Annotated in this window: 24 protein-coding genes and 1 tRNA gene; 14 read left to right on the forward strand and 11 right to left on the reverse strand. The window is 66.7% G+C overall.

All coding sequences use genetic code 11. The features are described 5' to 3' along the window. Nucleotides 1-11 precede the first annotated feature (11 nt). A complete protein-coding gene (locus AC6R2M_RS12545) occupies nt 12-845 on the reverse strand; it encodes a hormone-sensitive lipase (RefSeq protein ID WP_500482626.1) in 834 nt (277 codons plus the stop codon). 291 nt (nt 846-1,136) lie between these two features. On the opposite strand from AC6R2M_RS12545, the gene kynU reads away from it, so the two are divergent. The 6 genes from kynU to AC6R2M_RS12575 all read left to right on the forward strand — a co-directional run bounded on the left by kynU (nt 1,137) and on the right by AC6R2M_RS12575 (nt 7,221). Beyond that, nucleotides 1,137-2,330: a kynureninase gene (gene kynU, locus AC6R2M_RS12550; RefSeq protein WP_500487585.1), complete on the forward strand. Its 1,194-nt coding sequence runs from the start codon at nt 1,137-1,139 to the stop codon at nt 2,328-2,330. Beyond that, the gene (gene kynA / locus AC6R2M_RS12555) at nt 2,327-3,166 is read left to right on the forward strand and encodes a tryptophan 2,3-dioxygenase (protein WP_500482628.1); all 840 of its coding nucleotides are present in this window, start codon (nt 2,327-2,329) and stop codon (nt 3,164-3,166) included. Before kynU ends, kynA begins: the two co-directional genes overlap by 4 nt. A 147-nt stretch (nt 3,167-3,313) precedes the next feature. Beyond that, nucleotides 3,314-4,168: an ABC transporter ATP-binding protein gene (locus AC6R2M_RS12560; protein ID WP_500482630.1), complete on the forward strand. Its 855-nt coding sequence runs from the start codon at nt 3,314-3,316 to the stop codon at nt 4,166-4,168. Beyond that, nucleotides 4,165-4,869, forward strand: a complete 705-nt coding sequence (locus AC6R2M_RS12565) for an ABC transporter ATP-binding protein (RefSeq protein WP_500482632.1) — start codon at nt 4,165-4,167, stop codon at nt 4,867-4,869. Before AC6R2M_RS12560 ends, AC6R2M_RS12565 begins: the two co-directional genes overlap by 4 nt. Nucleotides 4,870-4,933: 64 nt before the next feature. Next, nucleotides 4,934-5,920 carry a branched-chain amino acid ABC transporter permease gene (locus AC6R2M_RS12570; protein WP_500482634.1) on the forward strand — a complete coding sequence of 329 codons (987 nt, stop codon included), beginning with the start codon at nt 4,934-4,936 and terminating at the stop codon, nt 5,918-5,920. After that, complete coding sequence (locus tag AC6R2M_RS12575; RefSeq protein WP_500482636.1) at nt 5,920-7,221, forward strand: branched-chain amino acid ABC transporter permease; 1,302 nt, start codon at nt 5,920-5,922, stop codon at nt 7,219-7,221. Before AC6R2M_RS12570 ends, AC6R2M_RS12575 begins: the two co-directional genes overlap by 1 nt. Nucleotides 7,222-7,364: 143 nt before the next feature. On the opposite strand, the gene AC6R2M_RS12580 is transcribed toward AC6R2M_RS12575, so the two are convergent. After that, complete coding sequence (locus tag AC6R2M_RS12580) at nt 7,365-8,573, reverse strand: ABC transporter substrate-binding protein (protein ID WP_500482638.1); 1,209 nt, start codon at nt 8,571-8,573, stop codon at nt 7,365-7,367. Between the two features lie 143 nt (nt 8,574-8,716). Continuing rightward, nucleotides 8,717-9,301 carry a YqaA family protein gene (locus AC6R2M_RS12585; RefSeq protein ID WP_500482640.1) on the reverse strand — a complete coding sequence of 195 codons (585 nt, stop codon included), beginning with the start codon at nt 9,299-9,301 and terminating at the stop codon, nt 8,717-8,719. A gap of 262 nt (nt 9,302-9,563) precedes the next feature. Between AC6R2M_RS12585 and AC6R2M_RS12590 the strand changes: the two genes are divergently transcribed. The 3 genes from AC6R2M_RS12590 to AC6R2M_RS12600 are packed head-to-tail and all read left to right on the forward strand — an operon-like array spanning nt 9,564 to nt 12,539. After that, nucleotides 9,564-11,060 carry a sensor histidine kinase gene (locus AC6R2M_RS12590; protein WP_500482642.1) on the forward strand — a complete coding sequence of 499 codons (1,497 nt, stop codon included), beginning with the start codon at nt 9,564-9,566 and terminating at the stop codon, nt 11,058-11,060. A 34-nt stretch (nt 11,061-11,094) separates the two neighbouring features. Then, nucleotides 11,095-11,508 carry a response regulator gene (locus AC6R2M_RS12595; protein ID WP_500487586.1) on the forward strand — a complete coding sequence of 138 codons (414 nt, stop codon included), beginning with the start codon at nt 11,095-11,097 and terminating at the stop codon, nt 11,506-11,508. Between the two features lie 5 nt (nt 11,509-11,513). After that, a complete protein-coding gene (locus AC6R2M_RS12600) occupies nt 11,514-12,539 on the forward strand; it encodes a sensor histidine kinase (protein ID WP_500482644.1) in 1,026 nt (341 codons plus the stop codon). 111 nt (nt 12,540-12,650) lie between these two features. Here AC6R2M_RS12600 and AC6R2M_RS12605 read toward each other — a convergent pair whose 3' ends face one another. From AC6R2M_RS12605 to aroA, 5 genes are all read right to left on the reverse strand, one after another. Continuing rightward, nucleotides 12,651-13,295 carry a DUF1028 domain-containing protein gene (locus AC6R2M_RS12605; RefSeq protein ID WP_500482646.1) on the reverse strand — a complete coding sequence of 215 codons (645 nt, stop codon included), beginning with the start codon at nt 13,293-13,295 and terminating at the stop codon, nt 12,651-12,653. Nucleotides 13,296-13,363: 68 nt separating this feature from the next. Next, a complete protein-coding gene (locus AC6R2M_RS12610; protein WP_500482648.1) occupies nt 13,364-14,269 on the reverse strand; it encodes a sugar kinase in 906 nt (301 codons plus the stop codon). Nucleotides 14,270-14,441: 172 nt separating this feature from the next. Then, complete coding sequence (rpsA, locus tag AC6R2M_RS12615) at nt 14,442-16,142, reverse strand: 30S ribosomal protein S1 (protein WP_500487587.1); 1,701 nt, start codon at nt 16,140-16,142, stop codon at nt 14,442-14,444. Nucleotides 16,143-16,379: 237 nt separating this feature from the next. Then, nucleotides 16,380-17,018: a (d)CMP kinase gene (gene cmk / locus AC6R2M_RS12620; RefSeq protein WP_500487588.1), complete on the reverse strand. Its 639-nt coding sequence runs from the start codon at nt 17,016-17,018 to the stop codon at nt 16,380-16,382. Between the two features lie 519 nt (nt 17,019-17,537). Further along, on the reverse strand, nt 17,538-18,899 hold the full coding sequence (aroA, locus tag AC6R2M_RS12625) for a 3-phosphoshikimate 1-carboxyvinyltransferase (RefSeq protein WP_500482650.1): 1,362 nt from the start codon (nt 18,897-18,899) through the stop codon (nt 17,538-17,540). A 239-nt stretch (nt 18,900-19,138) separates the two neighbouring features. On the opposite strand from aroA, the gene AC6R2M_RS12630 reads away from it, so the two are divergent. The 3 genes from AC6R2M_RS12630 (at nt 19,139) to AC6R2M_RS12640 (ending at nt 21,242) form a co-directional block, all read left to right on the forward strand. After that, entirely contained in the window at nt 19,139-19,546 is a 408-nt protein-coding gene (locus tag AC6R2M_RS12630) for a TIGR02300 family protein (RefSeq protein ID WP_500482652.1), read from the forward strand. A 162-nt stretch (nt 19,547-19,708) separates the two neighbouring features. Then, nucleotides 19,709-19,784: transfer RNA gene (locus tag AC6R2M_RS12635), tRNA-Ala, on the forward strand. Between the two features lie 321 nt (nt 19,785-20,105). Beyond that, entirely contained in the window at nt 20,106-21,242 is a 1,137-nt protein-coding gene (locus AC6R2M_RS12640) for a glycosyltransferase family 4 protein (RefSeq protein ID WP_500482654.1), read from the forward strand. Here the strand turns inward: AC6R2M_RS12640 and AC6R2M_RS12645 are convergent. From AC6R2M_RS12645 to rfbA, 3 genes are read right to left on the reverse strand one after another with little or no spacing between them, the layout of a single operon-like run. After that, nucleotides 21,232-22,149: a rhamnan synthesis F family protein gene (locus AC6R2M_RS12645; protein ID WP_500482656.1), complete on the reverse strand. Its 918-nt coding sequence runs from the start codon at nt 22,147-22,149 to the stop codon at nt 21,232-21,234. The genes AC6R2M_RS12640 and AC6R2M_RS12645 overlap by 11 nt on opposite strands. After that, nucleotides 22,146-23,042 (reverse strand): glycosyltransferase family protein, encoded by an 897-nt coding sequence (locus AC6R2M_RS12650; protein WP_500482658.1) that lies wholly within the window; start codon nt 23,040-23,042, stop codon nt 22,146-22,148. The genes AC6R2M_RS12645 and AC6R2M_RS12650 overlap by 4 nt, the downstream gene beginning before the upstream one ends. Continuing rightward, nucleotides 23,035-23,919 (reverse strand): glucose-1-phosphate thymidylyltransferase RfbA, encoded by an 885-nt coding sequence (gene rfbA / locus AC6R2M_RS12655; RefSeq protein ID WP_500482660.1) that lies wholly within the window; start codon nt 23,917-23,919, stop codon nt 23,035-23,037. The genes AC6R2M_RS12650 and rfbA overlap by 8 nt, the downstream gene beginning before the upstream one ends. Before the next feature lie 143 nt (nt 23,920-24,062). Between rfbA and rfbC the strand changes: the two genes are divergently transcribed. Together rfbC and rfbB are read left to right on the forward strand one after the other, a co-directional pair. Then, nucleotides 24,063-24,629 (forward strand): dTDP-4-dehydrorhamnose 3,5-epimerase, encoded by a 567-nt coding sequence (gene rfbC, locus AC6R2M_RS12660; protein WP_500482662.1) that lies wholly within the window; start codon nt 24,063-24,065, stop codon nt 24,627-24,629. Between the two features lie 9 nt (nt 24,630-24,638). Continuing rightward, nucleotides 24,639-25,712 (forward strand): dTDP-glucose 4,6-dehydratase, encoded by a 1,074-nt coding sequence (gene rfbB / locus AC6R2M_RS12665; RefSeq protein ID WP_500482664.1) that lies wholly within the window; start codon nt 24,639-24,641, stop codon nt 25,710-25,712. Nucleotides 25,713-25,716: the final 4 nt, after the last annotated feature.

Raw genomic sequence — 25,716 nt, forward strand, 5'->3', positions numbered from 1 at the left:
CGCCATTCCGCCTACCCTTCCAGAAGTGTCTTCGTCAGCGAATGGTTCGGATCGGCCAGACCGTCGAGGACGTCGAAATGATGCCGGTCCGGCTCCTCGACGCAACGGGTCGATGCGCCGAGGCCCGTCCAGATGTTGGAGAGGAGCGCGTTCTGCCGGCGGAACTCGGCCCGTTCCGCGCCGCCCACCCAGCATGTAAGGCGCACCCCGTCGATCGGCCTCAGGAGCGCGGGGCTCTCGACGGTCGCTTCCGCCTCGTCCAGCCGGAGCTTCGCATTGGTTTCGATCTTCAGAAGCGGACGCAGGTCGTGGAGGCCGGAGAGCGACAGGACATGGGCGATCCGCGACCTGATGTCCGGCGCGAGCGGCGTGTCGGAACAGACGAGCCGCGTGACGAGATGCCCGCCGGCCGAATGCCCGACGAGCCGGATCGGCCCCCGCACGCGAGACGCGGCCAAGGCCACGGCGGCCGCGATCTCGAACTTGATGTCGGCGATGCGGATGTCCGGGCACAGCGTATAGGACGGGATCGCCACGGCGTGGCCGTGCGCGAGGGGCCCTGCCGCAAATTGCGACCAGTAGGACCGGTCGAGAGCCACCCAGTAGCCGCCGTGGACGAAGACGACGAGCCCCTTCGGCTCCTCCGGGCCGTCCGGGAGGAACAGATCGAGGCTGTTGCGCCCGCCCGCACCGTAGGAAAGGCCGAGTTCCGCGCGCCTATCGGACGACAGGCGTTCGCGAAACGCCGCCGCCGGCGCTTCCCAGGCACCCGGCCAGCGCGAGCCCTCGGGAATATGGGCACCGTTGGTATAAGCGTCGGTCCAGTCGGTCACGCGATGGAACATGTCTGTCTCGTCTCTCCCGTCCGCTCCGAACGATGGCTCCGCCCCGCCCGCACGCTCCCGTGCCGCGGCCGGATCGAGGCGGACGGACGAGCCGCGAACCAGGGGCAGGCGCCGGGTCGGAAGCCTTGCGCCCACTTACTTTATACGTAAACTATCCGCTGTCGATGCCCGCTTGCGGTGGTTGCCCGGCGGTGCTCCCTTCCGATCAGGAGACCCCGTCATGATGCCGACGCTCATTCTTCGTCGAGCCAGCGGGCCGAGGCGCGGGCCATGGCAAAGAGGTTCGGGCCTGTGACCGACCTCGCCGCCAGACGCAACCTTTTCGACCTGCCGGACGGTATCGTCTATCTCGACGGCAACTCGCTGGGCCCGCTTCCCGTCGCGGCGCGCGAGCGCGTGCGGACCGTTCTCGACGAGGAGTGGGGTACGCTTCTCATTCGAGGGTGGAACGAGGCGGGCTGGATGCAGATGCCGCGCCGCGTCGGCGACCGCGTCGCCCGGCTGATCGGGGCCGCCGAAGGCACGGTGATGATGGGCGACACGCTCACCATCAAGGTCCATCAGGCGCTCGCCGCCGCGCTTTCGGCCAATCCGGACCGGCGGGTCGTTCTCTCGGACAACGGCAACTTCCCGACCGATCTCTATATCGCTCAAGGACTTCTGACCTCGCTCGGGCGCGGCCACGAGCTGAGGATCGTGTCGCCGGAGGAGGTTGCGGACGCCATCGACGAGAGCGTGGCCGTCGTCATGCTGACCGAGGTGGACTACCGCACCGGGCGACTCCACGACATGGCCGACATCACCCGGCGCGCCCATGCCGTCGGCGCGCTGACGGTCTGGGACCTCGCCCATTCGGCCGGTGCGCTCCCCGTCGATCTGACGGGCGCGAACGCCGATTTCGCCGTCGGCTGCGCCTACAAATATCTGAACGGCGGGCCCGGTGCGCCGGCCTTCGTCTATGTGGCGCCGCGCCATATCGAGACGCTGCAGCCCATCCTTTCGGGCTGGATGGGGCATGAAGCGCCCTTCGCCTTCGACCTCGACTACCGGCCCGGCACGGGCATCGAGCGCATGCGCGTCGGCACGCCGCCGATCCTGGCGCTCGCCGCTCTCGACGCGGCGCTCGACGCCTTCGACGGCGTCTCCATTTGCGAGATCCGCGCGGCCTCGATCCGGCTGTCCGAGCTGTTCATCCGGGAGGTCGAAGCCGCCTGCCCGAGCCTCGTCCTCGCCTCTCCGCGCGACCCCGCGCGCCGCGGCAGCCAGGTCTCGTTCCGCTTCCCTCACGGCTATGCGGCGATGCAGGCCGTCATCGCGCACGGCGTCGTCGGCGACTTCCGCGCGCCGGACATCATGCGCTTCGGCTTCACGCCTCTCTACATCGGCGAGGACGACGTGCGCGCCGCCGCCGCCACGATCGCGAAGGTGGTGAACGAGGGCCTGTGGGACCGCCCGGAGCACCATCGCAAGGCAGCCGTCACATGAGCGCGACGGACGAGACCAAACCCCATGACGGGGCGCAGATGTCGTTCGCCGGGCGCATGTCCTACGGCGACTATCTGAGGCTCGACCGGGTGCTCGCCGCGCAGCAGCCCTTGTCGGAGGCGCATGACGAGCTCCTCTTCATCGTCCAGCACCAGACGTCGGAGCTCTGGATGAAGCTCGCCATCCACGAGCTTCGTGCCGCGATGGAGCGGATCGCCGCCGACCAGCCCTCGCAGGCCTTCAAGATGCTGACGCGCGTCTCGCGCATCTTCGAGCAGCTCAACAGCGCCTGGGACGTGCTGCGCACGATGACGCCCAGCGAGTACACCGAGTTCCGGGGCTCGCTCGGCCAATCCTCCGGCTTTCAGTCGCACCAGTACCGGGCGATCGAGTATCTGGTGGGAAACCGCAATCTCGCGATGCTCGGTCCCCACCAGCACCGCCCGGACCTGATGGCCGAGCTCGAGGCGATCCTGGCGCGCCCCAGCCTCTACGACGAGACGCTTCTTCTTCTCCATCGCAGCGGGTTCGACATCGGCGGGGACGCCGCCCGCACCGAATGGCGCGAGACCCGAGCCGAGTCGGAAGCGGTGCTGGCCGCGTGGACCGTCGTCTACGGCGACCCCGAACGACACTGGACCCTCTACGAGCTCGCCGAGAAGCTGACCGATTTCGAGGACTACTTCCGGCGCTGGCGCTTCAATCACGTCACCACCGTCGAGCGGGTCATCGGACTGAAGCGCGGTACCGGGGGCACCGGCGGCACGTCCTATCTGCAGAAAATGCTGCAGACCGTGCTCTTTCCGGAGTTGTGGCAGGTCCGCACACGGCTTTAACGTCGTTTCCCGGTAGAATTGTTGCGAGCGGACGCCCCACGCCTTGAAAAGAGGCACCGTTCGTCCGTAGAGAGGCGCCTTTCGGACGCACGCGTAAGCGAACGGCCGAAAGTCCTGTCGCGCCCGCACGTTACGAGGATGTCGAGATTGGCCACACTTGCAGACCCCTCGCCGCCCGTCATCGAGGTGCGCAACGTCACCCTCCGCTTCGGCGGTTTCGTCGCGGTGAACGACTGCTCGATCGAGGTGCGCAAGGGTTCGATCACCGGGCTGATCGGTCCGAACGGGGCCGGCAAGTCGACCCTGTTCAACATGGTGGCCGGCAATCTGGCGCCGTCCAGCGGACGCATCTTCATCGAAGGCGAGGACGTCACCGGGCTGCCGCCGCATCATCTCTTCCGCAAGGGCGTGCTCCGCACCTTCCAGATCGCGCACGAGTTCTCGCGCCTGACGGTGCTGGAAAACCTGATGATGGTGCCGCCCGAGCAGCCGGGCGAGAACCTCTTCTCCACCTGGTTCGCGCCGGGCCGGGTCCGCGCCCGGGAGGAGGAGGTGCTGCGCCGCGCCGAAGACGTGATCGACTTCCTGAAGATCGGCCATGTGCGCGACGAACTGGCGGGCAACCTTTCGGGCGGCCAGAAGAAGCTCGTCGAGCTCGGCCGCACCATGATGGTGGACGCCAAGGTGGTGCTGCTCGACGAGATCGCGGCGGGCGTCAACCGCACGCTCCTGAACGACGTCGCGGCCAATATCGAGCGCCTCAACGAGGAGCGCGGCTACACCTTCTTCGTGATCGAGCACGACATGGACCTGATCGGCCGGCTCTGCGATCCGGTCATCGTCATGGCCGCGGGCTCGGTGATGATGAAGGGCTCGCTGGCCGAAATCCAGGCGAACGAGGAGGTGGTCGAGGCCTATTTCGGCGGCTCCGCCACCGGCCACGCCACACGCAAGCCGCAACCCGCCGTCGCCTTGGCGCCGAACGCCGGAGCCGCCTCGTGAGCTTCCTCTCCCTCTCCTCCGTCGTCGCCGGCTACGGCGGCACGCCCATCCTCAACGGGGTGGACATCGAGCTTCAGCGCGGCGAGATCGGCGTCATCGTCGGACCGAACGGCGCCGGCAAGTCCACGACGCTCAAGGCGATGTTCGGCCTCCTGAAAATCTCGTCGGGTACGGTCCGCTTCGACGGACAGGAGATCACCAACCGGCCGACCGAGAGTCTCGCCGAGATCGGCATGGCGCTGGTCCCGCAGGAGGCCAACGTCTTCAAGACGCTGACGGTGCACGAGAATCTCGAAATGGGCGCCTATGTGCGTCGCGACGACATCGCCCCGCTCCTCGAGCGCGTCTACGACATCTTCCCGCCGCTCAAGGACAAGCGCCGCCAGCCGGCCGGCGAGTTGTCGGGCGGACAGCGCCAGATGGTGGCGGTCGGGCGCGCCTTGATGATCGATCCCAAGCTCATCCTTCTCGACGAGCCGACCGCCGGCCTTTCGCCTCTCTTCATGAGCGAGATCTTCGACCGCGTACTGGCCATCAACGCGGCCGGCGTGACCGTCGCCATGGTGGAGCAGAACGCCAAGCAGGCGCTCGGCATCGCCCACAAGGGCTTCGTGCTGGCGGGCGGCAAGAACCGCTTCACCGGCACAGGCGCCGAACTCCTCGCCGATCCCGAGGTCGCCAAGAGCTTTCTCGGCGGCTGACGCCTCACTCCGACGGGCGGGGCCGAATGGCTTCGCCTGCACTCGACACGCTGGGACGCTTCTCTTGGACGAGCTCACCTTCTTCATCAACCGCGGTCTGATCGGCGGGCTCATCCTCGGGTCGATCTACGCCCTCGGCGCGATCGGCGTGACGCTGATCTTCGGCATCCTGCGCTTCGCCCATTTCGCCCATGGCGACATGATGACGCTCGGCGCCTTCTTCGCCTTCATGGCCGCGTCCATCCTGGCCGGGATGGGCGTGGCCTTCCCCATTCCCCTCGCCATCGCGCTCCTGCCGCTGGTGATGCTGGCGACGGCGGGCTTCGCGATCGGCGTCGACAAGGCCTTCTACAAGCCGCTGCGCGACAAGGGCGCCCGGCCCGTGGTCCTGGTCATGGCCTCGATCGGCGTAACCTTGATGCTGCAGGGCCTCATCCGCCTCTTCGCGGGCACCGGCACGCGCGACCTCTATCTGAACGCGCCGAAGGACATCTTCCGCATTCCGACCGGCGGGCGTCCCATCGTCATCACCGAGCCGCAGCTCTGGCTCATCGGCATGACGATCGTCGCCGTCGTCGCGCTGCATCTGTTCCTGACGCGAGCCCGGCTCGGCAAGGCGATGCGCGCCGTCTCCGACAATCCCGATCTCGCCCGCGTCACCGGCATCCCGCTGGAGCGCGTCGTCAAGGCGACCTGGATCATCGGCGGCTCGCTGGCCGCGCTCGCCGGCACCATGCTGGCGCTGGACGTCGCGCTGCGTGTGGACCTCGCCTACAACATCCTCCTTCCGATCTTCGCGGCCGCCATCCTGGGCGGCATCGGCCGGCCCTACGGCGCGATCGCCGGCGGCTTCCTGATCGGCTTCGCCGAGACCTTCTCGATCTTCAACTTCTCGGTCCTGCTGCGACCCTTCGCGGACGCCCTGCCCTTCGCCGTTCCGGCGAACCTGGCACTGGTCGCGACCGAGTACCGCCTCGCCGTGCCCTTCGTCATCCTGGTGATCGTCCTGATCTACCGGCCGACCGGCATCTTCAAGGGAAGGGTCTTCTGATGACCATCGCAACGCCCGCCGAAGACACCCGGCCCAAGCGCAGCTACCGGCGCGACCTTCTCCTCTTCGGCCTCCTCGGCGTCATCATCGCGGCCGTCTTCGCCCTTCAGGGCTCGGCCTACGCGACGCGCATGCTGGTGGAGGCCGCGGCCTACGCCATCATCGCCATCGGCCTGAACATCCAGTGGGGCTATGCCGGCCTCTTCAATGTCGGCGTCATGGGCTTCATCATGGCCGGCGCCTTCGCCTCCGTCCTGATGACCTTCCCGGTGAACGAGGCCTTCTGGGCCTCCGAAGGCGCCCCAATGCTGGGCGAGGCGCTGCTCTGGCTCATCGGCGGGATCGTTCTCGTCGGCCTCGTTTCCCAGGGCCGGCGGGTCGGCCTGCCCAAGGGTCTGGTCACGGCGCTCACCATCATCACCGGCGCCGTCGCCTTCATGGTGGTGACGGCGAAATTCGACGCGCCGACGACGATTATCGAGCGCGAGGCCGGCTTCATCGGCGGCTTCGGCCTGCCGGTCCTCGTCGGCTGGGCCGTGGCCGGCATCGTCGCCGGCATCATCGCATGGCTCGTCGGCAAGGTGTGCCTGGGCCTTCGTGCGGACTATCTGGCGATCGCCACGCTCGGCATCGCACAGATCATCAAGACCTTTCTGCGCAACGCGGACTGGCTGACGCGCGGCACGCTCACCGTCTCCCCCCTGCCCTGGCCGACGCCGAGCGTGCAGGAGCTCGGCTTCGTGACGGCGCGCTCGATCTATCTGGCGCTCACCGCCGCGATGCTTCTCGTCATCTATCTCCTCGTCCAGCGCGCCTACCATGCGCCCTGGGGGCGGATGATCCGCGCCATCCGCGACAACGAGCCGGCAGCGGCCTCCATGGGCAAGAACGTGGAAGGCCGGCGGCTGGAGGTTTTCGTGCTCGGCTCGGTCCTGATCGGGATCGGCGGCGCGATCCTCGTCCACTTCAACTCGATCTTCGACCCGTCCGGCTTCGTCGATCTCAACCACACCTTCCTGGTCTGGGTCATGGTGATCCTCGGGGGCGCGGGCAACAATCGCGGCGCGATCTTCGGCGCGGTGCTCGTCTACATCATCTGGGTCATGTCCGAGCCGGCGGCGCTCGCCCTCTTCGGCCTCGCCCGCGACTGGGGCAACCAGCTCTTCGGCTGGGTGGCGCCGGGCGACCTCGACAGCCGCGCGCTGCAGATGCGCGTCTTCGTGATCGGCCTCACCATCACCCTCGTCTTGCGCTTTGCCCCGCACGGCGTCCTGCCGGAACGGCTGCGCGGACGGGATTGAGCAGCGCAGAGCGTCGCTCCTACCGAAGCGCCCCGCCCGTTCGGCTCCGTCGAGACGAAACATCGAGGCGGTTGCGATCGGCCCATAAAAAGGGCCCCGGACGTCACCGTCCGGGGCCTTTTTTCATTCGATGATGGCGGTCTTTACTGCGCGGGGCCGACCACGACGATCTCGCCGTTCTCGACCGTCACCTCGTCATACGAGCCGGGCACGTCGCCGTTGTCGTCGAAGTCGATCGCGCCCGAGGCGCCCTCGTAGTTGATGTCGGTGCCGGCCGCGATCAGCTCCTTGGCCTTCGCCCACTCGCCCGGCAGGATCACCTCGCCCGGCGCGGAGGTCACCTCGCGCAGCGCCTCGTTGAGCCCCTCGCGCGAGCCACCGGTCTTCTCCACCGCCAGGAGCAGCGCGAAGGCCGCGTCGTAGGACGTCGCCGCATAGGTCGCCTCGGGGTCGAGGTTGGCGGCCGCGGCCGCCTCGGCGAAGTTCGCCGCGCCGGCCGCCTCGGTGCCGCCCGGGCGCGTGAGGATCAGGGTCTCGTCGCCGCCGGTCACGTTCGTCAGGTTCGCGCCGACCATGCCGTCGCCGCCGATGAAGGTGGAGAAGTCGCCTGTCTCGCGCGACTGCTGGATGATGCGCCCGCCCGAGCCGTCGACATAGGCCAGCACCACGAGCGCGTCGGCGCCCGAGGAGGCGAGCGAGCCGATCTCGGCGCGGTAGTCGGCGCGTCCGTCCTCGTGGCTTTCGGACGTCACCACCGTGCCGCCCTCGGCCTCGAATGCCGCCTGGAAGGCCTGCGCGAAGCCGGTGCCGTAGTCGTTGTTCACATAGGTGACGGCGACGGTGTCGATGTCGTGCGAACGCACGACGCGGGCCAGAACCTCGCCCTGATAGGCGTCGGAGGGCGCGGTGCGGAAGACGAGGTCGTTGTCTTCCAGAGCCGTCACGGCCGGCGAGGTCGAGGCCGGCGAGACCATGACGACGCCGCCGGGGATCGCGGCGGCGTTGGCGGCCGCAATGGTCGCGCCCGAGCACATCGCACCGACGATGCCGACCACGTTGTCGGAATTGACCTGGGCATCCGCGGCGTTCGAGGCGCGCTGCGCGTCGATGCAGCCATCGTCGCCGATGACCATCTCGACCTGGCGATTCTCGCCGATGCCGCCGTTCTCGTTGACCTGCGACACCGCGAGGCGCGCGGCGTCCGTGATCGGGGGCATGAGGCTTTCGATCGGGCCGGTGATGCCGCCGATGAAGCCCAGGCGCACCGGGCCTTCCTGCGCGAAGGCGGCGCCGGAAGACAGAGCGATCGCGGCGGTGGCGAGCGCGAGGATGGTTTTCGATCTGGCGAGCATGAGGTCTGCGGTCTCCCGAATGAGCCGGCTCCGGCCGGCGATCGTAAGACTAAACAGAGCGGGCCGGACGAAATCAAGCAAAGCAGGGGCTTACGATCGCGTCATCGGTGGATGCCGACCGGCCCGCGGCCGGCAGCCGGCGACTAGAACACCCAGGCCGCGACCAGGAAGCCGACGACGATCGTCGCGATCATGACCAAGAAGGTCAGCGCGAGGCGCTTCTCGATGAAGGTCCTGGCTCTTTCGCCCTGCCAGTAGAGCAAGGCGCAGGGAATGTAGAAGCGCGTCGCGCGCGCCACGACGCTCATGCCGACGAAGAGCGCGAAGTCGAGCCGCGTGACGCCCGACAGGATGGTGATGACCTTGTAGGGAATGGGCGTGATGCTTCCGCCCAGCAGCACCATCAGCCAGCCGAGATCGTTGTAGTCCTCCGAGAGGCGCTCGAACGAACCGGTCATTCCGTAGAAGGCGAGAAGCGGCTGGCCGACCGTCTCGAACAGGAAGACGCCGATGAGATAGCCTGCGATGCCCCCCAGCACCGAAGCGACCGTGCAGATGACGGCGAAGCGCCACGCCAGCGCGCGGTTCGCCAGGATCATCGGAAGGAGCATCACCTCCGGCAGCGCCGGGAGGAACGAGCTTTCGGCAAAACAGATGGCCGCGAGCGTGCGCTCCGCGTTCTTGTGCCGGGACGCGCGCAGCGTCCAGTCGTAGAGGCCCTGCAGCATTCCCCGCACTCCGCGCCTTGCGCGCCGCCGATCCGGCCGCCCCCGACGAGGCCCCGCCACCATGGCGGCCGGACCGTTAACGAAGACCCGACAGGCCGTCCACCGCGATCGCGGCCGCCGTGAAGCCGGCAGACCGTAAGCCAAACGTTCATTCAATTCGCAGCCGGGACGCGGAGCCGGTTCCGGTCGCGTCCGCGATCATTTAAGACCGGTCGCCGCACAACCGTGCGACGAGTCCAATCACTTCGGAGCGAGGGCCGCCTTGAGCGCGAAACGCGACACCGCCGACTCCAGCTTCGCGCGCTCGATCGTCGGCGCCATCGTCTTCGGCTTTCTCGCGCTGATCGTGCTGGGGCTCGTCAGCGCGTGGTCGATCCGGGAGGCGGACATTCGCGGCGAGCGGGTGTCGCGCACCTACGAGGTCGAGACCACGCTTCGCGAATTCGTCATCATGGTCGAGCGCAGCGCCTCGGCGCGCCGGGGCTTCCTCCTGACGGCCGATCCGCGCTTCGCCGACCGGATGGAGGAGACGGCCTCCGAGGCGCAGGCCCTGTTCGCCGGCCTTCTCGCCCAGACCTCCGACAATCCGGACCAGCAGGCGCGCCTGCAGGCCATCAGCGAGACCTGGGCGCAGTATCGCCAGAGCACGCTCCCCTCCATCGAGGCCCTGCGCGCCGATCCGACGCTCGACGGACGCACGCTCTTCACCGGCGAAGGCAGCGTCGCCCTCATCGAGGACATCCGCAATCTCGCCCGCGAGACGATCGCCGCCGAACGCCAGCTGCTGGACCAGCGCATGCAGGCGCAGCAGCGCACGCAGCTCTTCGCCAACGTCATCCTGGCGGTCTCATTCGTCCTGCTGCTTCTCGTGGCGACCGTCACGATCTGGTCGGCCCGCCGCACCTTCCGGGAGCTGAAGCGCTCGCGGCGTGTCCTCGAAGGAATGAACGAGCTCCTGGAGGGAGCGGTCGCGGTCCGCACGGCCGATCTCCAGCGCGCCAACGCCGAGATCCAGCGCTTCGCCTACATCGTCAGTCACGATCTGCGCTCGCCGCTCGTGAACGTCATGGGCTTCACCGCCGAATTGGACGCCGCGACCAGCCATCTGCGCGCGCTCGTCGAGAAGGCGGAGGCGGAAGCCCCTCAGATCGTCGACGAGGAGGCGCGGCTGGCGGTGCGCGAGGATCTGCCCGAGGCCATCGGCTTCATCCGATCCTCGACGCAGAAGATGGACCGGCTCATCAACGCCATCCTGCGCCTGTCGCGGGAGGGGCGCCGCGTCATCACGCCCGAGCCGCTGGACATGGGCGGGCTGGTCCGAACGATCGTCGACACGCTCCAGCACCGGCTGGGCGAGACGGACAGCACGGTCGAGATCGAGGGCGACCTCCCCTCGATCACCTCCGACCGCGTGGCGATCGAGCAGATCTTCTCCAACCTCATCGAGAATGCGGTGAAGTACCGCAAGCCCGACCAGCCGGTGCATGTGCGCGTGCGCGGCCGCAAGGCGGGGCCGCGAATCGTCTACGAGGTCGAGGACGACGGACGCGGCATCGATCCGAAGGATCACGAGCGCGTCTTCGATCTCTTCCGCCGCTCCGGGCAGCAGGACCGCCCCGGAGAAGGCATCGGCCTCGCCCATGTGCGCGCGATGGCGTACCGTCTGGGGGCGACGGTCTCCTGCGAATCCGCGCTTGACCAGGGCGCGACCTTCCGTCTCTCAATCCCGGAGACGTTCGACGGCAACAAGGATGGATGAAGACGTGCCGGAACATCAGACCGTCAAGATCGTCATGGTGGAAGACGACGAGGGCCATGCGCGCCTCATCGAGAAGAACATCCGCCGGGCGGGCGTCACCAACGAGATCCGCCACTTCCTGGACGGGACCTCGGCGCTCCACCATCTGTTCGAGGATGCGAGCGGGCCGGCGAAGAACGGTCCCGCGCTGGTGCTTCTCGACCTGAACCTGCCCGACATGAGCGGCACCGACATATTGAAGCGGATGAAGGCGGACGATTCGCCGCTGCGCCGCACGCCGGTCGTCGTCCTGACCACCACGGACGACAAGGTCGAGATCCAGCGCTGCTACGATCTGGGCGCGAACGTCTACATCACCAAGCCGGTGAACTACGAGAGCTTCGCCCAGGCGATCCGCCAGCTCGGCCTGTTCCTGTCCGTGATCCAGGTGCCCGAGGTCGAGGCTTAAGACGAATGAGCCAGGCCGCCCACGTCCTCTATATCGACGACGACGAAGGTTTGCGCCTCCTCGCCGAGCGCAAGCTGAGGCGGCTCGGCTTCGAGGTCACCACCGCCGGCGACGGGCGCGAGGGCGTGGAACTCGCGCGCACGGGCCATTTCGACGTCGTCGCGGTCGATCATTACATGCCCGGTCAGGACGGACTGGAAACGCTCGGCGCGCTGCAGGCGCTCGATCACGTGCCGCCCGTCGTCTACGTCACCGGCTCGGAGGAGAGCCGGGTCGCCGTCGCCGCGCTCAAGGCGGGCGCGTCCGACTATGTTGTCAAATCGATCGGCGACGACTTCTTCGACCTCCTGTCGACCGCGCTGTCGCAGGCGCTCGCCCGCACGCGCCTGGAGCGCGAGAAGGCCGACGTCGAAGGCCGCCTGCGCGCCTCCAACGAACGTCTCGAAGCGCTTCTGAAGGAGATGAACCACCGGATCGCCAACTCGCTGCAGATGGCCGCGGCCTTCGTGCACATGCAGGCGGCCGTTCTGACCGATCAGGCCTCGCGCGAGGCGCTGCGCGACACCGAGCGGCGGATCGCGGCGATCGCCCGCGTCCACCGCGAACTCTACACCTCGAACGACGTCGAGACGGTCGACATGGTCGACTACCTCACCGCTCTCGTCAAAGAGCTGGAGGAAACCTGGACGAGCGAGGCGGCGCCCTGCCGTGTCACGCTGTCCGCCGAACCGCTGCGGCTGAAGACCGACAAGGCCGTCTCGGTCGGCGTCATCCTCACGGAGCTCGTCTCCAACGCCTGCAAATACGCCTACGGGCCGGAGGGCGGGGAGGTGCGCGTGCGGCTCGAACTCGACGGAGAGACCCATTTCCGTCTGACGGTCGAGGATGACGGGCGCGGCATGTCGGACACCGTCTCGGCCAAGGGCACGGGCCTCGGCACCAAGCTCGTCAAGGCCATGGCGATCAGCCTCGATTCGGAGGTGTCCTATACGGGTCCGGGCGTGCGTGCGAGCCTTCGTGGCACGCGATGAACGAGGCTGCGTCCCGATCGATGCGGCTCGTTGCCAAACGGCCGGTTCATAGCGCTCGACGGGGCTGAGTCCGAGGGCCGCCCCGCCTTCCCGCCCCGCCTTCGGCCGACGTCAACGCGAGCGGGACGGCATGTTCAGGATGTGCGGATAGAGTTCCTCCCGGAACACCGCTTCCAGACGCTTGAGCTCGCCGACGATGTCGTCGTGGTCGTCCACCCGCATGTCCCAGAGCGGGTATTCCTCGTCCTCGACGACATAGACGTTGGCCGAGCGCTCGCCGTGACGGTCGCCGCCCGCCTCGATGCCGGCCGAGATGGCCGCGATCAGGCGGTGCACCAGTTCCTCGCCGGGCCGGCTCTCGAAGGCCTCGGCCATGGCGTGCAGCACCTGCGGGCCGACGAGACGGTTGCCCTGGACCGAAAAGCCCGGTCCCTGCAGCGAGCCGGCCCATGGCAGGCATTCGGTGCCCGTGAAGGCGAAGGAGCGCCCCTCCTTGTCCACCGCTGCGACCTGCCGCTGCTGGTACTCGCGGTCGTCCTCCAGCACCGTCTCGATCGTGCCCCTGGCCGAAACGCTCAGGGACAGAAGCTTGCAGCCGTCGATGCCGAGATAGGGATTGATGAGGGCCTGCGTGGCGAAGGCGCCGTAATGGGGAAAGGCATAGGCGAGAAGCTTGCCGACCGCCGGCATCTCGGTTGCCGAGGCGATGCCGAACTGGCGCGTGTGATCGCATTTGGCGACGATGGAGAGGGTCATGGCTGCCTGCTTCGCGGTAGGCTAGCCTAGGATAGGTCGCGTCGGCGCGGAGGCAAACCGCAGGCCGCTCAGGGCGCCATGGCGTCCTTCGGGATGAGCGCGCCGGGATACTGAACCACGCGGGCGGCGAGGCCATGGCCGGCCGAAGCGCATTCCGGGGGCGACGCTCCGCCGATCCGGGCCGACAGATAGGCCGCGGCGAAGCTGTCGCCGGCGGCCGTCGTATCGACGACGCGCGAGGCCGGCTCGCCATCCACCCGCACGGTTCCCTCGCTCGTCGTGACCAGCACGCTCAGATCCTCGTGCTTGAGCACCCGCTCGGCCGCGCCCGCCGCGTCGAAGGCTCTCAGGCCGCCCTCCCCGAACAGGAGATGCAGATCCTCGGTTGAGGCGAAGAGCAGATCCGCCGCTTCGAACGCCCGGAGGAAGGACGCTCTCGCCACGTCCCTGTCCGGCCAGCCGCGCGGGCGGAAATTCGTGTCGAAGACGATTCGGGCGCCCCTCGCCTTCGCGGCGTCGAGCGTCTCGAACAATCGCCGCCGGCCCTCGTCGCCATAGAGCGACAGGCTGATGCCGGAGACATAGAGCCAGTCGTAGCGCAGCAGCGCCTCGCGCAGCTCGTCGCTCTCGGGCAGTTCGAAGAGCCGCCGCGCCGGGGCGAGGTCGCGCCAGTAGCTGAAACGTCGCTCGCCCTTGTCGTCCACCTCGATCACGTAGAGGCCGGGCGAGCCACCCGGCACGCGAAGCACCCGCTCGGTGCCGACGCCCTCGTCCCGCCAGGCCGCCAGCATCTTCTCGCTCCAGGCGTCGTCTCCGAGCGCCGAAACGTAGTCGACCGTTCGGCCGAGGCGGGAGAGGTAGACGGCCGTGTTCAGCGTATCCCCGCCGAAACCCGCCGCGAACACGCCCTCGCCGGTCTGGCGGAACTCGACCATGCATTCCCCGATGCAGGCGATCGTCGGCGTTCCGGTCATCGGCTTCCCTCCCCCTTGCAAAGCATCGGCGGTTCTTAGACCGATCCGCCGGCCGCTTCATCCACATTCGAAATCACCGGCAGTTCCAGACGTAAAAAGGCCCGCGACGTCGGAAGGACGTCGCGGGCCTTTTTAGTGCGAAAGAGCGGGGCCGGAGCCCCGCCCTCCAAGACTACTCGCTGTCGCGGTTCTTCAGCGCGGCGCCGAGGATGTCGCCGAGCGAAGCGCCGGAGTCGGTCGAGCCGTACTGGGCGACCGCTTCCTTCTCTTCCGCGATCTGCAGCGCCTTGATCGACACGCCGACGCGGTGCGCCTTCTTGTCGAACTGCGTGATGCGCGCGTCGACCTTCTGGCCGACCGAGAACTTCTCGGGGCGCTGGTCGTCGCGGTCGCGGCCCAAATCGGCGCGGCGGATGAAGGAGGTCAGGTCCGTGTCGACGATCTTGACCTCGAGCCCGCCGTCGGTGACCGCGGTGACCTCGCAGGTGACGATCGCGCCGCGGCGCAGTTCACCGGCCTCGGCAGCGTTGACGAACGGATCGCCACCGACCTGCTTCATGCCGAGCGAGATGCGCTCCTTGTCGACGTCGACGTCGAGGACCTGCGCCTTGACGAGGTCGCCCTTGTTGAACTCCTCGATGACCTGCTCGCCCGGACGGTTCCAGTCGAGGTCGGAGAGGTGGACCATGCCGTCCACGTCGCCGTCGAGGCCGATGAAGAGACCGAACTCGGTCTTGTTCTTCACCTCGCCCTCGACGATCGCGCCGACCGGGAACTGGTCGCGGAACGCTTCCCACGGGTTCTGAAGCGTCTGCTTCAGGCCGAGCGAGATGCGGCGCTTGACCGGATCGACCTCGAGAACGACCACCTCGACCTCCTGGGAGGTGGAGAGGATCTTGCCCGGATGGACGTTCTTCTTCGTCCAGGACATCTCGGAGACGTGGATGAGGCCCTCGATGCCCGGCTCCACTTCCACGAACGCGCCGTAGTCGGTGATGTTCGTGACGCGGCCGGTGACCTTGACGCCCATCGGGTACTTGACGCCGATGCCTTCCCAGGGATCCGCCTCGAGCTGCTTCATGCCCAGCGAGATGCGGTGCGTCTCCTGGTTGATGCGGATGATCTGGACCTTCACCGTCTGACCGATCTGCAGGATTTCGGTCGGATGGTTGACGCGGCGCCAAGCCATGTCCGTCACGTGGAGCAGACCGTCGATACCTCCGAGGTCCACGAAGGCGCCGTAGTCGGTGATGTTCTTGACGATACCGTCGACGACCTGACCCTCTTCGAGGTTCTGGACGATCTCGGAACGCTGCTCGGCGCGGCTCTCCTCGAGGACGGTCCGGCGCGAGACGACGATGTTGCCGCGGCGCTTGTCCATCTTGAGGATCTGGAACGGCTGCGGCGTGTTCATCAGCGGGCCGACGTCGCGGATCGGACGGATGTCGACCTGGGAGCGCGGCAGGAACGCCACGGCGCCGTCGAGATCGACCGTGAAGCCGCCCTTGACCTGGTTGAAGATCTGACCTTCGACCTTCTCGCCGGCGTTGAACTTGACCTCGAGCTTGACCCAGCTCTCCTCGCGGCGCGCCTTGTCGCGCGACAGGACGGCCTCGCCGAGGGCGTTCTCGATGCGCTCGACATAGATGTCGACGACATCGCCGACCTTCAGGGTGGACTCGCCGCCCTTCGTGCCGAACTCCTTGAGGGCGACGCGGCCCTCGACCTTCAGGCCGGCGTCGATGACGGCCATGTCCTTCTCGATCGCGACGACCGTTCCCTTGACCACCGCGCCTTCGGCGACGTCGTGATCATGGAAGGAAGCCTCGAGAAGCGCGGCGAAATCGTCGCGCGAAACTGCAGCGTTAGACATTCGTTCTCCTTGGGACCGCCGCCCCGTGTCTTCGGGGAAGCGGGTGCCGCGCCGGCGTTCGTTGGCGTTGCGTGGCGTCTTCGGCGACCCTGCCCGTGAATCCAGCACGGGCGACGGCCGGACGAACCGGCCGCTCGGCGCGGAAGGGGCGCCGCCGACGATTGTGATGTTCAAAGGCTCTCGGCTGCCCTGTCGCGGCGTTGGATTTCCCGGCGAAGCCGGAAGACGCGAACGGTGTCAGCTGCGTTCCGGGCGCGCCAAGACGCGATCGATGAGATCGCAGGCGGCCTGGAAGGCCTGATCTATATCCAATTCGCTGGTGTCCAGCAAGTGCGCGTCGGCGGCCGCCTTGAGCGGAGCGTCGGCGCGGCCCGAATCGCGGGCGTCGCGTTCGCGCACCTCGGCGAGGATGCGCTCGTATTCGGGGGAGCGCCCCTTCGCGGCGAGCTCGTCGGTGCGCCGGCGCGCCCGCACCTCGGGGCTGGCGGTGACGAAGATCTTCACCCGCGCCTCGGGGCAGATGACCGTGCCGATGTCGCGTCCGTCCAGCACCGCGCCGCGCGGCCCGCCGGCGAACTCGCGCTGGAAGCGCGTCAGCGCCGAGCGAACCGTCGAATGGACCGCGACCCGGCTGGCGAGTTCGCCGGCCTCGCGGCCGCGCAGGGTCCCGTCGTCGAGGGCGGAGGGCGTCAACCGCCGCGCCACCTCGCCCGTCGCCTGCGGATCGTTGAGATCGACGCCATCGTCGAACGCCTTGCGCCCGACGGCCCGGTACAGAAGGCCCGTGTCGAGATAGGGCAGGCCGTAACGCTCCGCGAGGCGCTTGGCGAGCGTCCCCTTCCCGGCGGCGGCCGGTCCGTCGATGGCGATCACCAGGGTCTTCTGCAAATCGGACTCCGCACGCTCGGCCGCAACGGGCTTGCCCCCGTCTTCGCCTCTGGCGATCCCGAAGCGCAAGGGGTTTTGCCGCGCTTGCGCGAAAAAGCCGAAGGCCGCGGCCCCGACGGCGAAGATTCGACCGAGCACGAAGGGAATGGTCAGGAAGAAGAGGATCAGCGCGACCGACCCGACGAACTCCATCACCGACAGAAGGGCGGAGAGGACCGGGTTGGAGGCCAGTGCTCCGAGCGCGAGAACAATCTCGTAAGGATCGCTCAGGCGCACGGCGACGCAGGCGGCGACGAGCGCAGGCATCCACAGATAGGAAAGCCCGACGGCCGCGGGACGCCTGCCGCGCGCAGCCGCTCTGACATGGATCCGGCCGGCGACGACCCGCCCATAGATGAAGGCGAGCGGGGAAAAGAAGACGAGCCCGAAAAGGGCCAGCAGGAGATCGCTCACGCGGGGGCGATCCGTTCACCCCGGCATACCGGACGACACGCCGTCATGGATCGCTCAGCCCGTGACGTCGCCATCCGTCGATTCCAGCGCCCCGCCGAGCTGCGCGACGAGCCCGGTGAACTCGGGAAAGCTCGTCGCGATCATCGCCGCGTCGTCGACCGTCACCGGCTTTTCGGAAGCCAGGCCGAGGACGAGGAAGCTCATGGCGATGCGGTGGTCGAGATGGGTGGCGACCGTGCCGCCGCCGAGGCCCTTGCCGTCCGGCCGCCCCGTCACGGTCAGCCAGTCCTCGCCCTCGCGATGCTCGACGCCGTTGGCCGCGAGCCCCGCGGCCACGGCCGACAGCCGGTCCGATTCCTTGACGCGCAGCTCGTCGAGCCCTTCCATGCGCGTCGTGCCCTCGGCAAAGGCGGCCGCGACGGACAGGACCGGATATTCGTCGATCATCGACGGCGCGCGCGCAGCCGGGACCGAAACGCCCTTCAGCTCGGAATGGCGCACGCGAAGGGTCGCGACGTCCTCGCCGCCGGACAGCCGGCGATCGAGGATCTCGATGGAGCCGCCCATCTCCAGAAGCGTCTCGATCAGTCCCGTGCGCGTCGGGTTCATCAGAACGTTCTCGATGGTCACGTCCGATCCCGGAACGATCAGCGCGGCGACGACGAGGAAGGCGGCGGAGGACGGGTCGCCCGGCACGACGAAATCGGCCACGCCCTTCAGGTCCCCCTGCCCTTTCAGGCGGATGGTCCGCACGCCCTCGCCGTCGGTCTCGACCTCGATCTGCGCCCCGAAGCCGGCGAGCATCTTCTCCGTGTGGTCGCGCGTCAACACGGGCTCGATCACGCTCGTGATCCCCGGCGCGTTCAGGCCGGCGAGGAGGACGGCCGACTTCACCTGCGCGGAGGGCATCGGCACGCGGTAGGTGATGGGAGCGGCGACACGGGGCCCGCGCAGCGAGAGCGGCAGGCGGTCGCGCGAACGCGCCAGCACCTGCACGCCCATCTGGCGCAGCGGATCGAGCACGCGGCCCATCGGACGGCCGGTGAGCGAGGCGTCGCCGATGAAGGTGGAGGTGAAGTCGTAGGTGCCGGCAAGGCCCATGGTCAGGCGCGAGCCGGTGCCGGCATTGCCGAAGTCGAGCACGCCGTCCGGCTCCAGCAGGCAGCCATTGCCGACGCCGTCGATCACGAAGGCCTCGCCCTCGCGCTCGATGATCGCGCCCATCTGGCGCATCGCCCGGCCCGTGGCGAGCACGTCCTCGCCCTCCAGGAGGCCGGTGACGCGGGTGCGGCCGCTGGCGAGCCCTCCGAACAGGAAGGCGCGGTGCGAGATCGACTTGTCGCCGGGCACGCGCACCCGTCCGTTCAGCGGTGCGCCCCCACGCGCGCGCATCGGCCGTGCCTGTCCATGAGCCATCGGCGCCCTCGCCCCTTCGTCCGGTCCGTTCATCGTGGTTTCAGCGCTCGCCTTACACGGCGGGACGCGGCCCGCCAACCGTTGCGGACGACCGCGACCGAGGGGCTTTTGACAAGGCCAAAGCGAGGACGTAAGGGACCTTCCGTTTTTCCGGCGGACGAAATGCCCGCGTCGGCTTGCTTCGGCAAGGCCCGGCACGTTACGGCTTCCCGACGCCGACCGTTTCCCAAGAGGCCCAGATGGCGAATGCAGAACTCGGCACGAAGCGTGTCTGTCCCGAGACGGGTCGCAAATTCTACGACCTGAACAAGGACCCGGTCGTCTCGCCCTTCACGGGCAAGACGTACCCTCTCTCCTTCTTCGAAGCGATCCGCTCGACGAGCTCGCGCGCCTCCAAGCGCAACGAGGAGGTCGAGGAGACCGAAGTCGCCGAGGAGACCGAGAACGAGGAGACGGTGTCGCTCTCCGAGGTCGAGGAGGACGAGAGCGGCGATTCGAAGTCCGACATGCCCGACGTCGACGAGGACGACGAGGACGTCGAGCTCGACGACGATCCGGCCGACACCTTCCTCGAGGAGGAAGAGGACGAGGACGACGACATGACCGACATCATCGGCGGCGGTCGCGACGACGAAGACGACGCCTGAGGGCAAAATCTTCGAACTTGTGGAGGATCGGCGCGAAGCTCGCTTGACCCTCCCGGCGGTTTCGCCTAGGTAGCCGCCATCGGTTCGGGCCCGCTCCCAAGCGGGCCCCGGAGACACCCTCCCGGGACACTCCAGACGATACAACGCCGGCCCGCCGGCGTCGGGGCCATAGCTCAGTTGGGAGAGCGCTTGAATGGCATTCAAGAGGTCGTCGGTTCGATCCCGATTGGCTCCACCAGATCACCCTGCTTCGACAGGACGGAACGGCCTCCCCTCGCGGAGGCCGTTTTTGTTTTGGGGCGAAGCTCTTCCCGAGACCACTTCGGTCGGGAGATTCCAGGGCGGGGTCTAAATCACAAGCGCGTCACCCCCCTGCGCCTGCCGGAATTCTGCCATGCGCTTAGGCGCACTACCTATAGTAGGCAAACGCTCTACTCTTTTCCTCCGCAGCTGACGAACGCCCTTCGGCAACCAATCTCGCACTACCGGTGTCCGCGCTCCATTTCACGGAACGCATATCCTTTCGACGGCCCTCCGTCGCAGATCAAGGTTCAAGCACATGCCCGCCCGCAAGACGCTGGTCTTCGTCGTCACGGAAGATTGGTTCTTCGCGTCGCATTTCCTTCCAATGTTGCGTGCTGCCCAGCGGGCGGGCTTCGACCCGATCGTCCTGACACGCGTCCGGCAACATGCCTCGGTTATTGAGGCCGCTGGCGGTCGCGTCATTCCCTTCGAGGCAGACCGAGGCTCGCTGGACCCCTTCGCGATCGTGCGGTCCGTTTTCGGCATGGCCCGCATTTTACGGCGCGAACGCGCAACTGTCGTTCACGCCATCGCTCTGCGTTCGATCGTCGTCGGGGGCGCGGCTGCTCGGCTGGCTCGCGTACCCGCAATCCTCTTCGCCGTGACGGGTGGAGGATTCCTAACCGCTCGATCCGACTCGACGGGGAGCGGCCTGACCCGCCTCCTCGCGCTCCTCGTGCGAAGGGGCCTCGCGAGATCCGATACGCAATTCCTCTTCGAGAACGAGGACGATCCGCGGCGGTTCGGAATGCAACCGAATAACGGTTCGGTCACGATTGTCGGCGGCGCCGGCGTTGATCCGGATTACTATGAGCCGACGACTGAGCGTCGGCCGGGGCCATTGCGCATTGCTCTCGTCTCGCGAATGCTGTGGTCCAAAGGGGCTGACCTCGCCGTCGAGGCAGCAACCTTGGCTCGTATTCAAGGCGCCGAAGTGGAGCTCTCGCTGTTCGGAGCGCCGGACCCGCTAAACCCTCGAGCAGTACCCGAGGAGACGCTGCGCGAATGGAGTGCCAGGGAGGGAATCACTTGGCATGGCGCAACGCAGGACGTTCGTAAGGTCTGGGCAGACCACGATATCGCGTGCCTGCCGTCCCGAGGCGGTGAAGGTCTGCCGCGAATGTTGCTGGAGGCTGCCGCAAGTGAACGCGCGCTCGTGACGACCGAGGTTGCAGGCTGCCGCTCTTTCGTACGCGACGGACTGGACGGCATCGTGGTTCCGCCGAACGACCCGATCGCCCTGGCGAACGCATTTCTCCGCCTGGCCACCGATCGTTCGTTAGTGGAGCGCATGGGACAGAGCGCTCGCAGGCGGGTCGTCGAAGACGGCTATACGGAGGAGGCGGTCGCAACGGTGGTGGAGCGGCTCTACACCCGGATGGTCAGCGCTTGATCGTCCGAAGCGCGCCGCCCGCGGTCGCTTTCATAAGGCGGCGAACGGGTTTGGGCATCGCGAGATAGAACGGGACTGCGAACCGCAAGCGCCGCATGACGAAGGCGGCAAGCGGCCCCGGCAGGCGCACGAAGGTTTCATCGACGTCCACGGATGCGCGTGCGGCCGCCTTTAGATCATTCGTGGGCGTGTCCGCGTCAAAGTCCAGCACCACATTCGTTGGCAAAGCGAGGAAACCCTGGGCCTCGACAAGTGCAGGGAACAAGCGCTCCAGCGCGTGCGCGGCGGTTCCATCGGTCTGCCCTCCCTCTTCGGCGAAAAGGTCGGCAAGGTCGTGCGTGATTGCGGCTGCGAGCGCTTCACGGCGAAACCAGAACATGGTGCCTGCGCTGAAGAAGGGGGTTCGATCGAGCATCTCGGCCAGCGGCTCACCCAGCCCCTCCGCGATCGAGAACATGGCGCGGTCATTCCCGCCCCTATGACGCTCGATCGAGCAGAGCGAGTTCTCCGGTCCGACAAGGCCGATCCGACCATCCGCCTCGATCCGGCTCACGAGCCGTTCGGCAGTCACCCTATCGGGCAGAAGGGAACCGACGAGCGCCTCGCGCCAAGCCTCGCCATCCAGTCGGTGAACCGAGCGCTTGCCGTGCAGTTTCAGCCCGATTTCGAAATCCGTCGTCTCACGGAGCGCCAAGAGAAAAGGGAGAACGTCTCGCCCGCGGTTGGCCGTCTCGATCACCTCAAAACCGACGAGATGCGGACTCGCCGGCCGCGAAATCTCGCACGCTCGCCGTGTGGTCGTCACCACCAATCGAAACGGTCGGTCGAAGCTTGCATCGAGACGCGCGGAGAGGTCCGGCCAGGTTTCCAGGTAATGAAGGTGAACGAAGACGACGATCGGTCTCAATGAGAGCTTTCCTTTCGCCCGCGCTCGGCAAGACCGTAAGCCGCCGCAGAAACCAGAAGGCGCAAATGGAAGAACGGAGTGCTGCTTTTCCACGCGTAAAGAGCGACCTGGAGAGGTACATAGGCGAGCGAGCGCAGCTTCCAGCGGAGCGGCACGTGTGACATCCGAATGAGCATAGCCTGCGAGCGGACATAGTTCGCCATACGAGCCGTGTTCTGTCGGGGGAAAGCGATCGGTCCGGCCCGCACGAGGCCCGCCCCGACACGATGGGGTAGGCGAACGCCCTCGTCCATCCAGATCGAATAGCCGCGATCCCAAGCGCGGAAGCACCATTCCAGATCGACACTGTCCATTCGCAAGCGCTCAAGGAAGGGACCAACCTGATCCGCGGCGGACACATCGAGCAGACTTCCGGAAACGATCACGAAGTCGACACTAAAGATATCGTCGGCGAACCGTCCGCGTCGTCGATAACGCGGCTCGCGGGTTCCGCTGCCGGCCGCGGCGACAGGACACGGGCCGATCATCGCCGGATGATGGCCTGCATCGAGAAGCTCGATCATCCTTCTGTCGAGACGAGCGATCAGGTTCTCGCCGGGCTCGCTGTCCTGATCGAAGAAGATGAGGCGTGAAAAGCCGGCCGCCCGAGCCGCCGCAACGAGGCGGTTCAGCCCCGAGGCGATCCCAGCATTCTCGCGGAGCTCTAGAATGCTCACGTTCGATAGCGCAGAAATCGCACGAAGATGACCGGGATCAATCGCCGCTCCGGGCAGACCGTCCACCACGATGAAGACATGGGCCGCCTCTCTTCGAGCGAGTTCCAAAAGCGGATCGAACAGCGAGCGGTCCGGCTTGAAGACGTTCAGCCCTACGGCCAAGCCCCTCTCAGCCATGGCGTGGGTAGCCCTCGTCGGCAATGCGCTGGAGGTACTTCCCGTACTCGCTCTTTCCGAGCTCGCGGCCGAGGTCGCGCAAGGCGTGGGCGTCGATGAAGCCGTTGAGGAAGGCGATCTCTTCTGGACAACAGATTTTGAAACCCTGCCGCCGCTCGAGGGTCCGCACGAACTCGGCCGCCTGTAGCAACGAGTCCGGGGTCCCGGTATCCAGCCAGGCAAAACCGCGCCCCATCGGCTCGACGGTCAACGAGCCTTCATCCAGATAGACCTGGTTGAGATCGGTGATCTCCAGCTCTCCGCGCGGCGAAGGCTTTAGATTGCGAGCAATCTGCGAGGCCTTGCCGTCGTAGAAGTAGAGGCCCGTGATCGCCCAGTTCGACCGGGGCGCCGCAGGCTTCTCCTCAATCGAGATGGCGTGTCCAGAATTGTCGAATTCGACCACACCGTAACGCTCCGGGTCGCTGACGTGATAGGCGAAGACAGTCGCCCCGCTTTTCGTGCGACCCGCCTTGCCTAGCAGTTCCGGTAAACCGTGCCCGTAGAATAGATTGTCACCGAGGATCAGGGCGGAGGGCTCGCCGCGGACGAAGTCCTCGCCGATGATGTAGGCTTGCGCGAGCCCATCCGGGCTCGGCTGCTCGGCATAGGAAAGGGAGAGACCGAGCTTCTGGCCGTCCCCGAGCAGCGCCTGGAAGCGAGGAAGATCGTGAGGGGTCGATATGACGAGAATCTCGCGTATGCCCGCCAGCATCAGGACCGACAACGGGTAGTAGATCATCGGTTTGTCGTAGACCGGCAAAAGCTGTTTCGACGCGGTCAACGTCATGGGATGGAGGCGGGTGCCGCTGCCCCCGGCAAGGATGATGCCGCGCATATATTCCACTCGTCACAAACGGTTCGCTGCGGAGGTTCTACCGAAAGAGCAACAGAGCCGAAAGAGCGCCAGCCAAGCCGCCTCATTGCGGGATAAGCCGTTTGGTAATAGACGAATCCGACTGCGGCGGCGAAGGCTCCTGAATGCTCGAAACGAAACGATTGGCGATCGCGGACGTGGTGGAGGTCCTGCCCCGCAAGTTCGGCGACGATCGCGGCTTCTTCTCGGAAACCTACAATTCGGAGCGCTTCGAGGCCGCGAACCTTCCCATCGATTGGATTCAGGACAATCAGTCCTTTTCCGCACAAATCCACACCCTTCGCGGTCTTCACTATCAGGAGCCGCCCTTCGCGCAAGCCAAGCTCGTGCGGGTCATCCGGGGCAGCATCCTCGATGTCGCCGTCGATATCCGTGCTGGTTCGCCGACCTTCGGCCGGTATGTGACGCTGGAGCTTTCGGCCCGCAGCTTCAACCAGATCTTGGTGCCGACAGGTTTTGCCCACGGGTTTCTGACGCTCGAGCCGGACACGGAAGTTTTGTACAAGGTCAACGCTCCGTATTCCGCACAGCACGACCGTTCGATCCGCTGGAACGATCCGGCCATCGCAATCGACTGGCCGCTGAGCGGCGCCACGCCCGTTCTATCGGGGAAGGACGAGAGCGCTCCGACGCTGGCGGAGGTCAAGCCGTCTTTCAAGTTCCAGAACTGAGTTTCATCGATGAATCCGACCACCATTCTCGTTACCGGCGGCGCTGGCTTCATCGGCTCTGCGGTCTGCCGGCATTTGGTGCGCGACACGCCTCACCGTGTGGTGAACCTCGATAAGCTGACCTACGCCGCAAACCTTGCCTCGCTTTCCGAGATCGATGGCGATCCCCGCTATCGCTTCGTGCAGGGCGACATCGCCCATTCAGCGCTGGTCAGTCGAATCCTGACCGAGGAAAATGTCGGCATCGTCATGCATCTGGCGGCCGAAAGCCACGTCGATCGCTCCATCGACGGGCCGGCGGCCTTCGTCGAGACCAACGTCGTCGGCACGTTCCGCCTTCTGGAGGCGGCTCGCGCACATTGGGCCTCCCTGCCGGAGCCGGCGCGCACGGCCTTCCGCTTCCACCATGTCTCGACCGATGAGGTTTACGGGCAGCTTGAGCTGGGCGGCGGCCTATTCACCGAGGAGACGCCATACGCACCCTCCTCCCCCTATTCGGCCTCCAAGGCAGCATCCGACCATTTCGTATTCGCCTGGCACCACACATACGGCCTGCCCGTGGTGCTTTCCAACTGCTCGAACAACTATGGCCCCTACCATTTTCCCGAAAAGTTGATCCCGCTGATCATCCTGAACGGTCTCGAGGGTAAACGCCTGCCGGTCTATGGTCGGGGAGAGAACGTTCGCGACTGGCTCTATGTCGACGACCATGCGCGCGCACTCGTGCTCGTGGCAACAACCGGTGCCGTAGGGCGCTCCTACAATATCGGTGGACGCAACGAGCGCTCGAACCTCGAAGTCGTGGAGACCATTTGCGACACGCTCGACCGGCTTCGCCCGCTCGATAGCGGCCGTCCGCGCCGCGAACTAATCGACTTCGTCACCGACCGGCCTGGCCACGACCTTCGCTATGCCATCGACGCGACCCGCATCGAAACCGAGCTCGGCTGGCAGGCGCGCGAGAACTTCGACAGCGGTCTCGAGAAGACCATCCGCTGGTACCTCGACAACGAGGCGTGGTGGCGACCGATCCGGCAGGGCAAGTATGCAGGCGACAGGCTCGGGGTGTCCGCGAAGGCATAGGGTT

It is taken from the genome of Aureimonas sp. CAS, assembly GCF_059838215.1.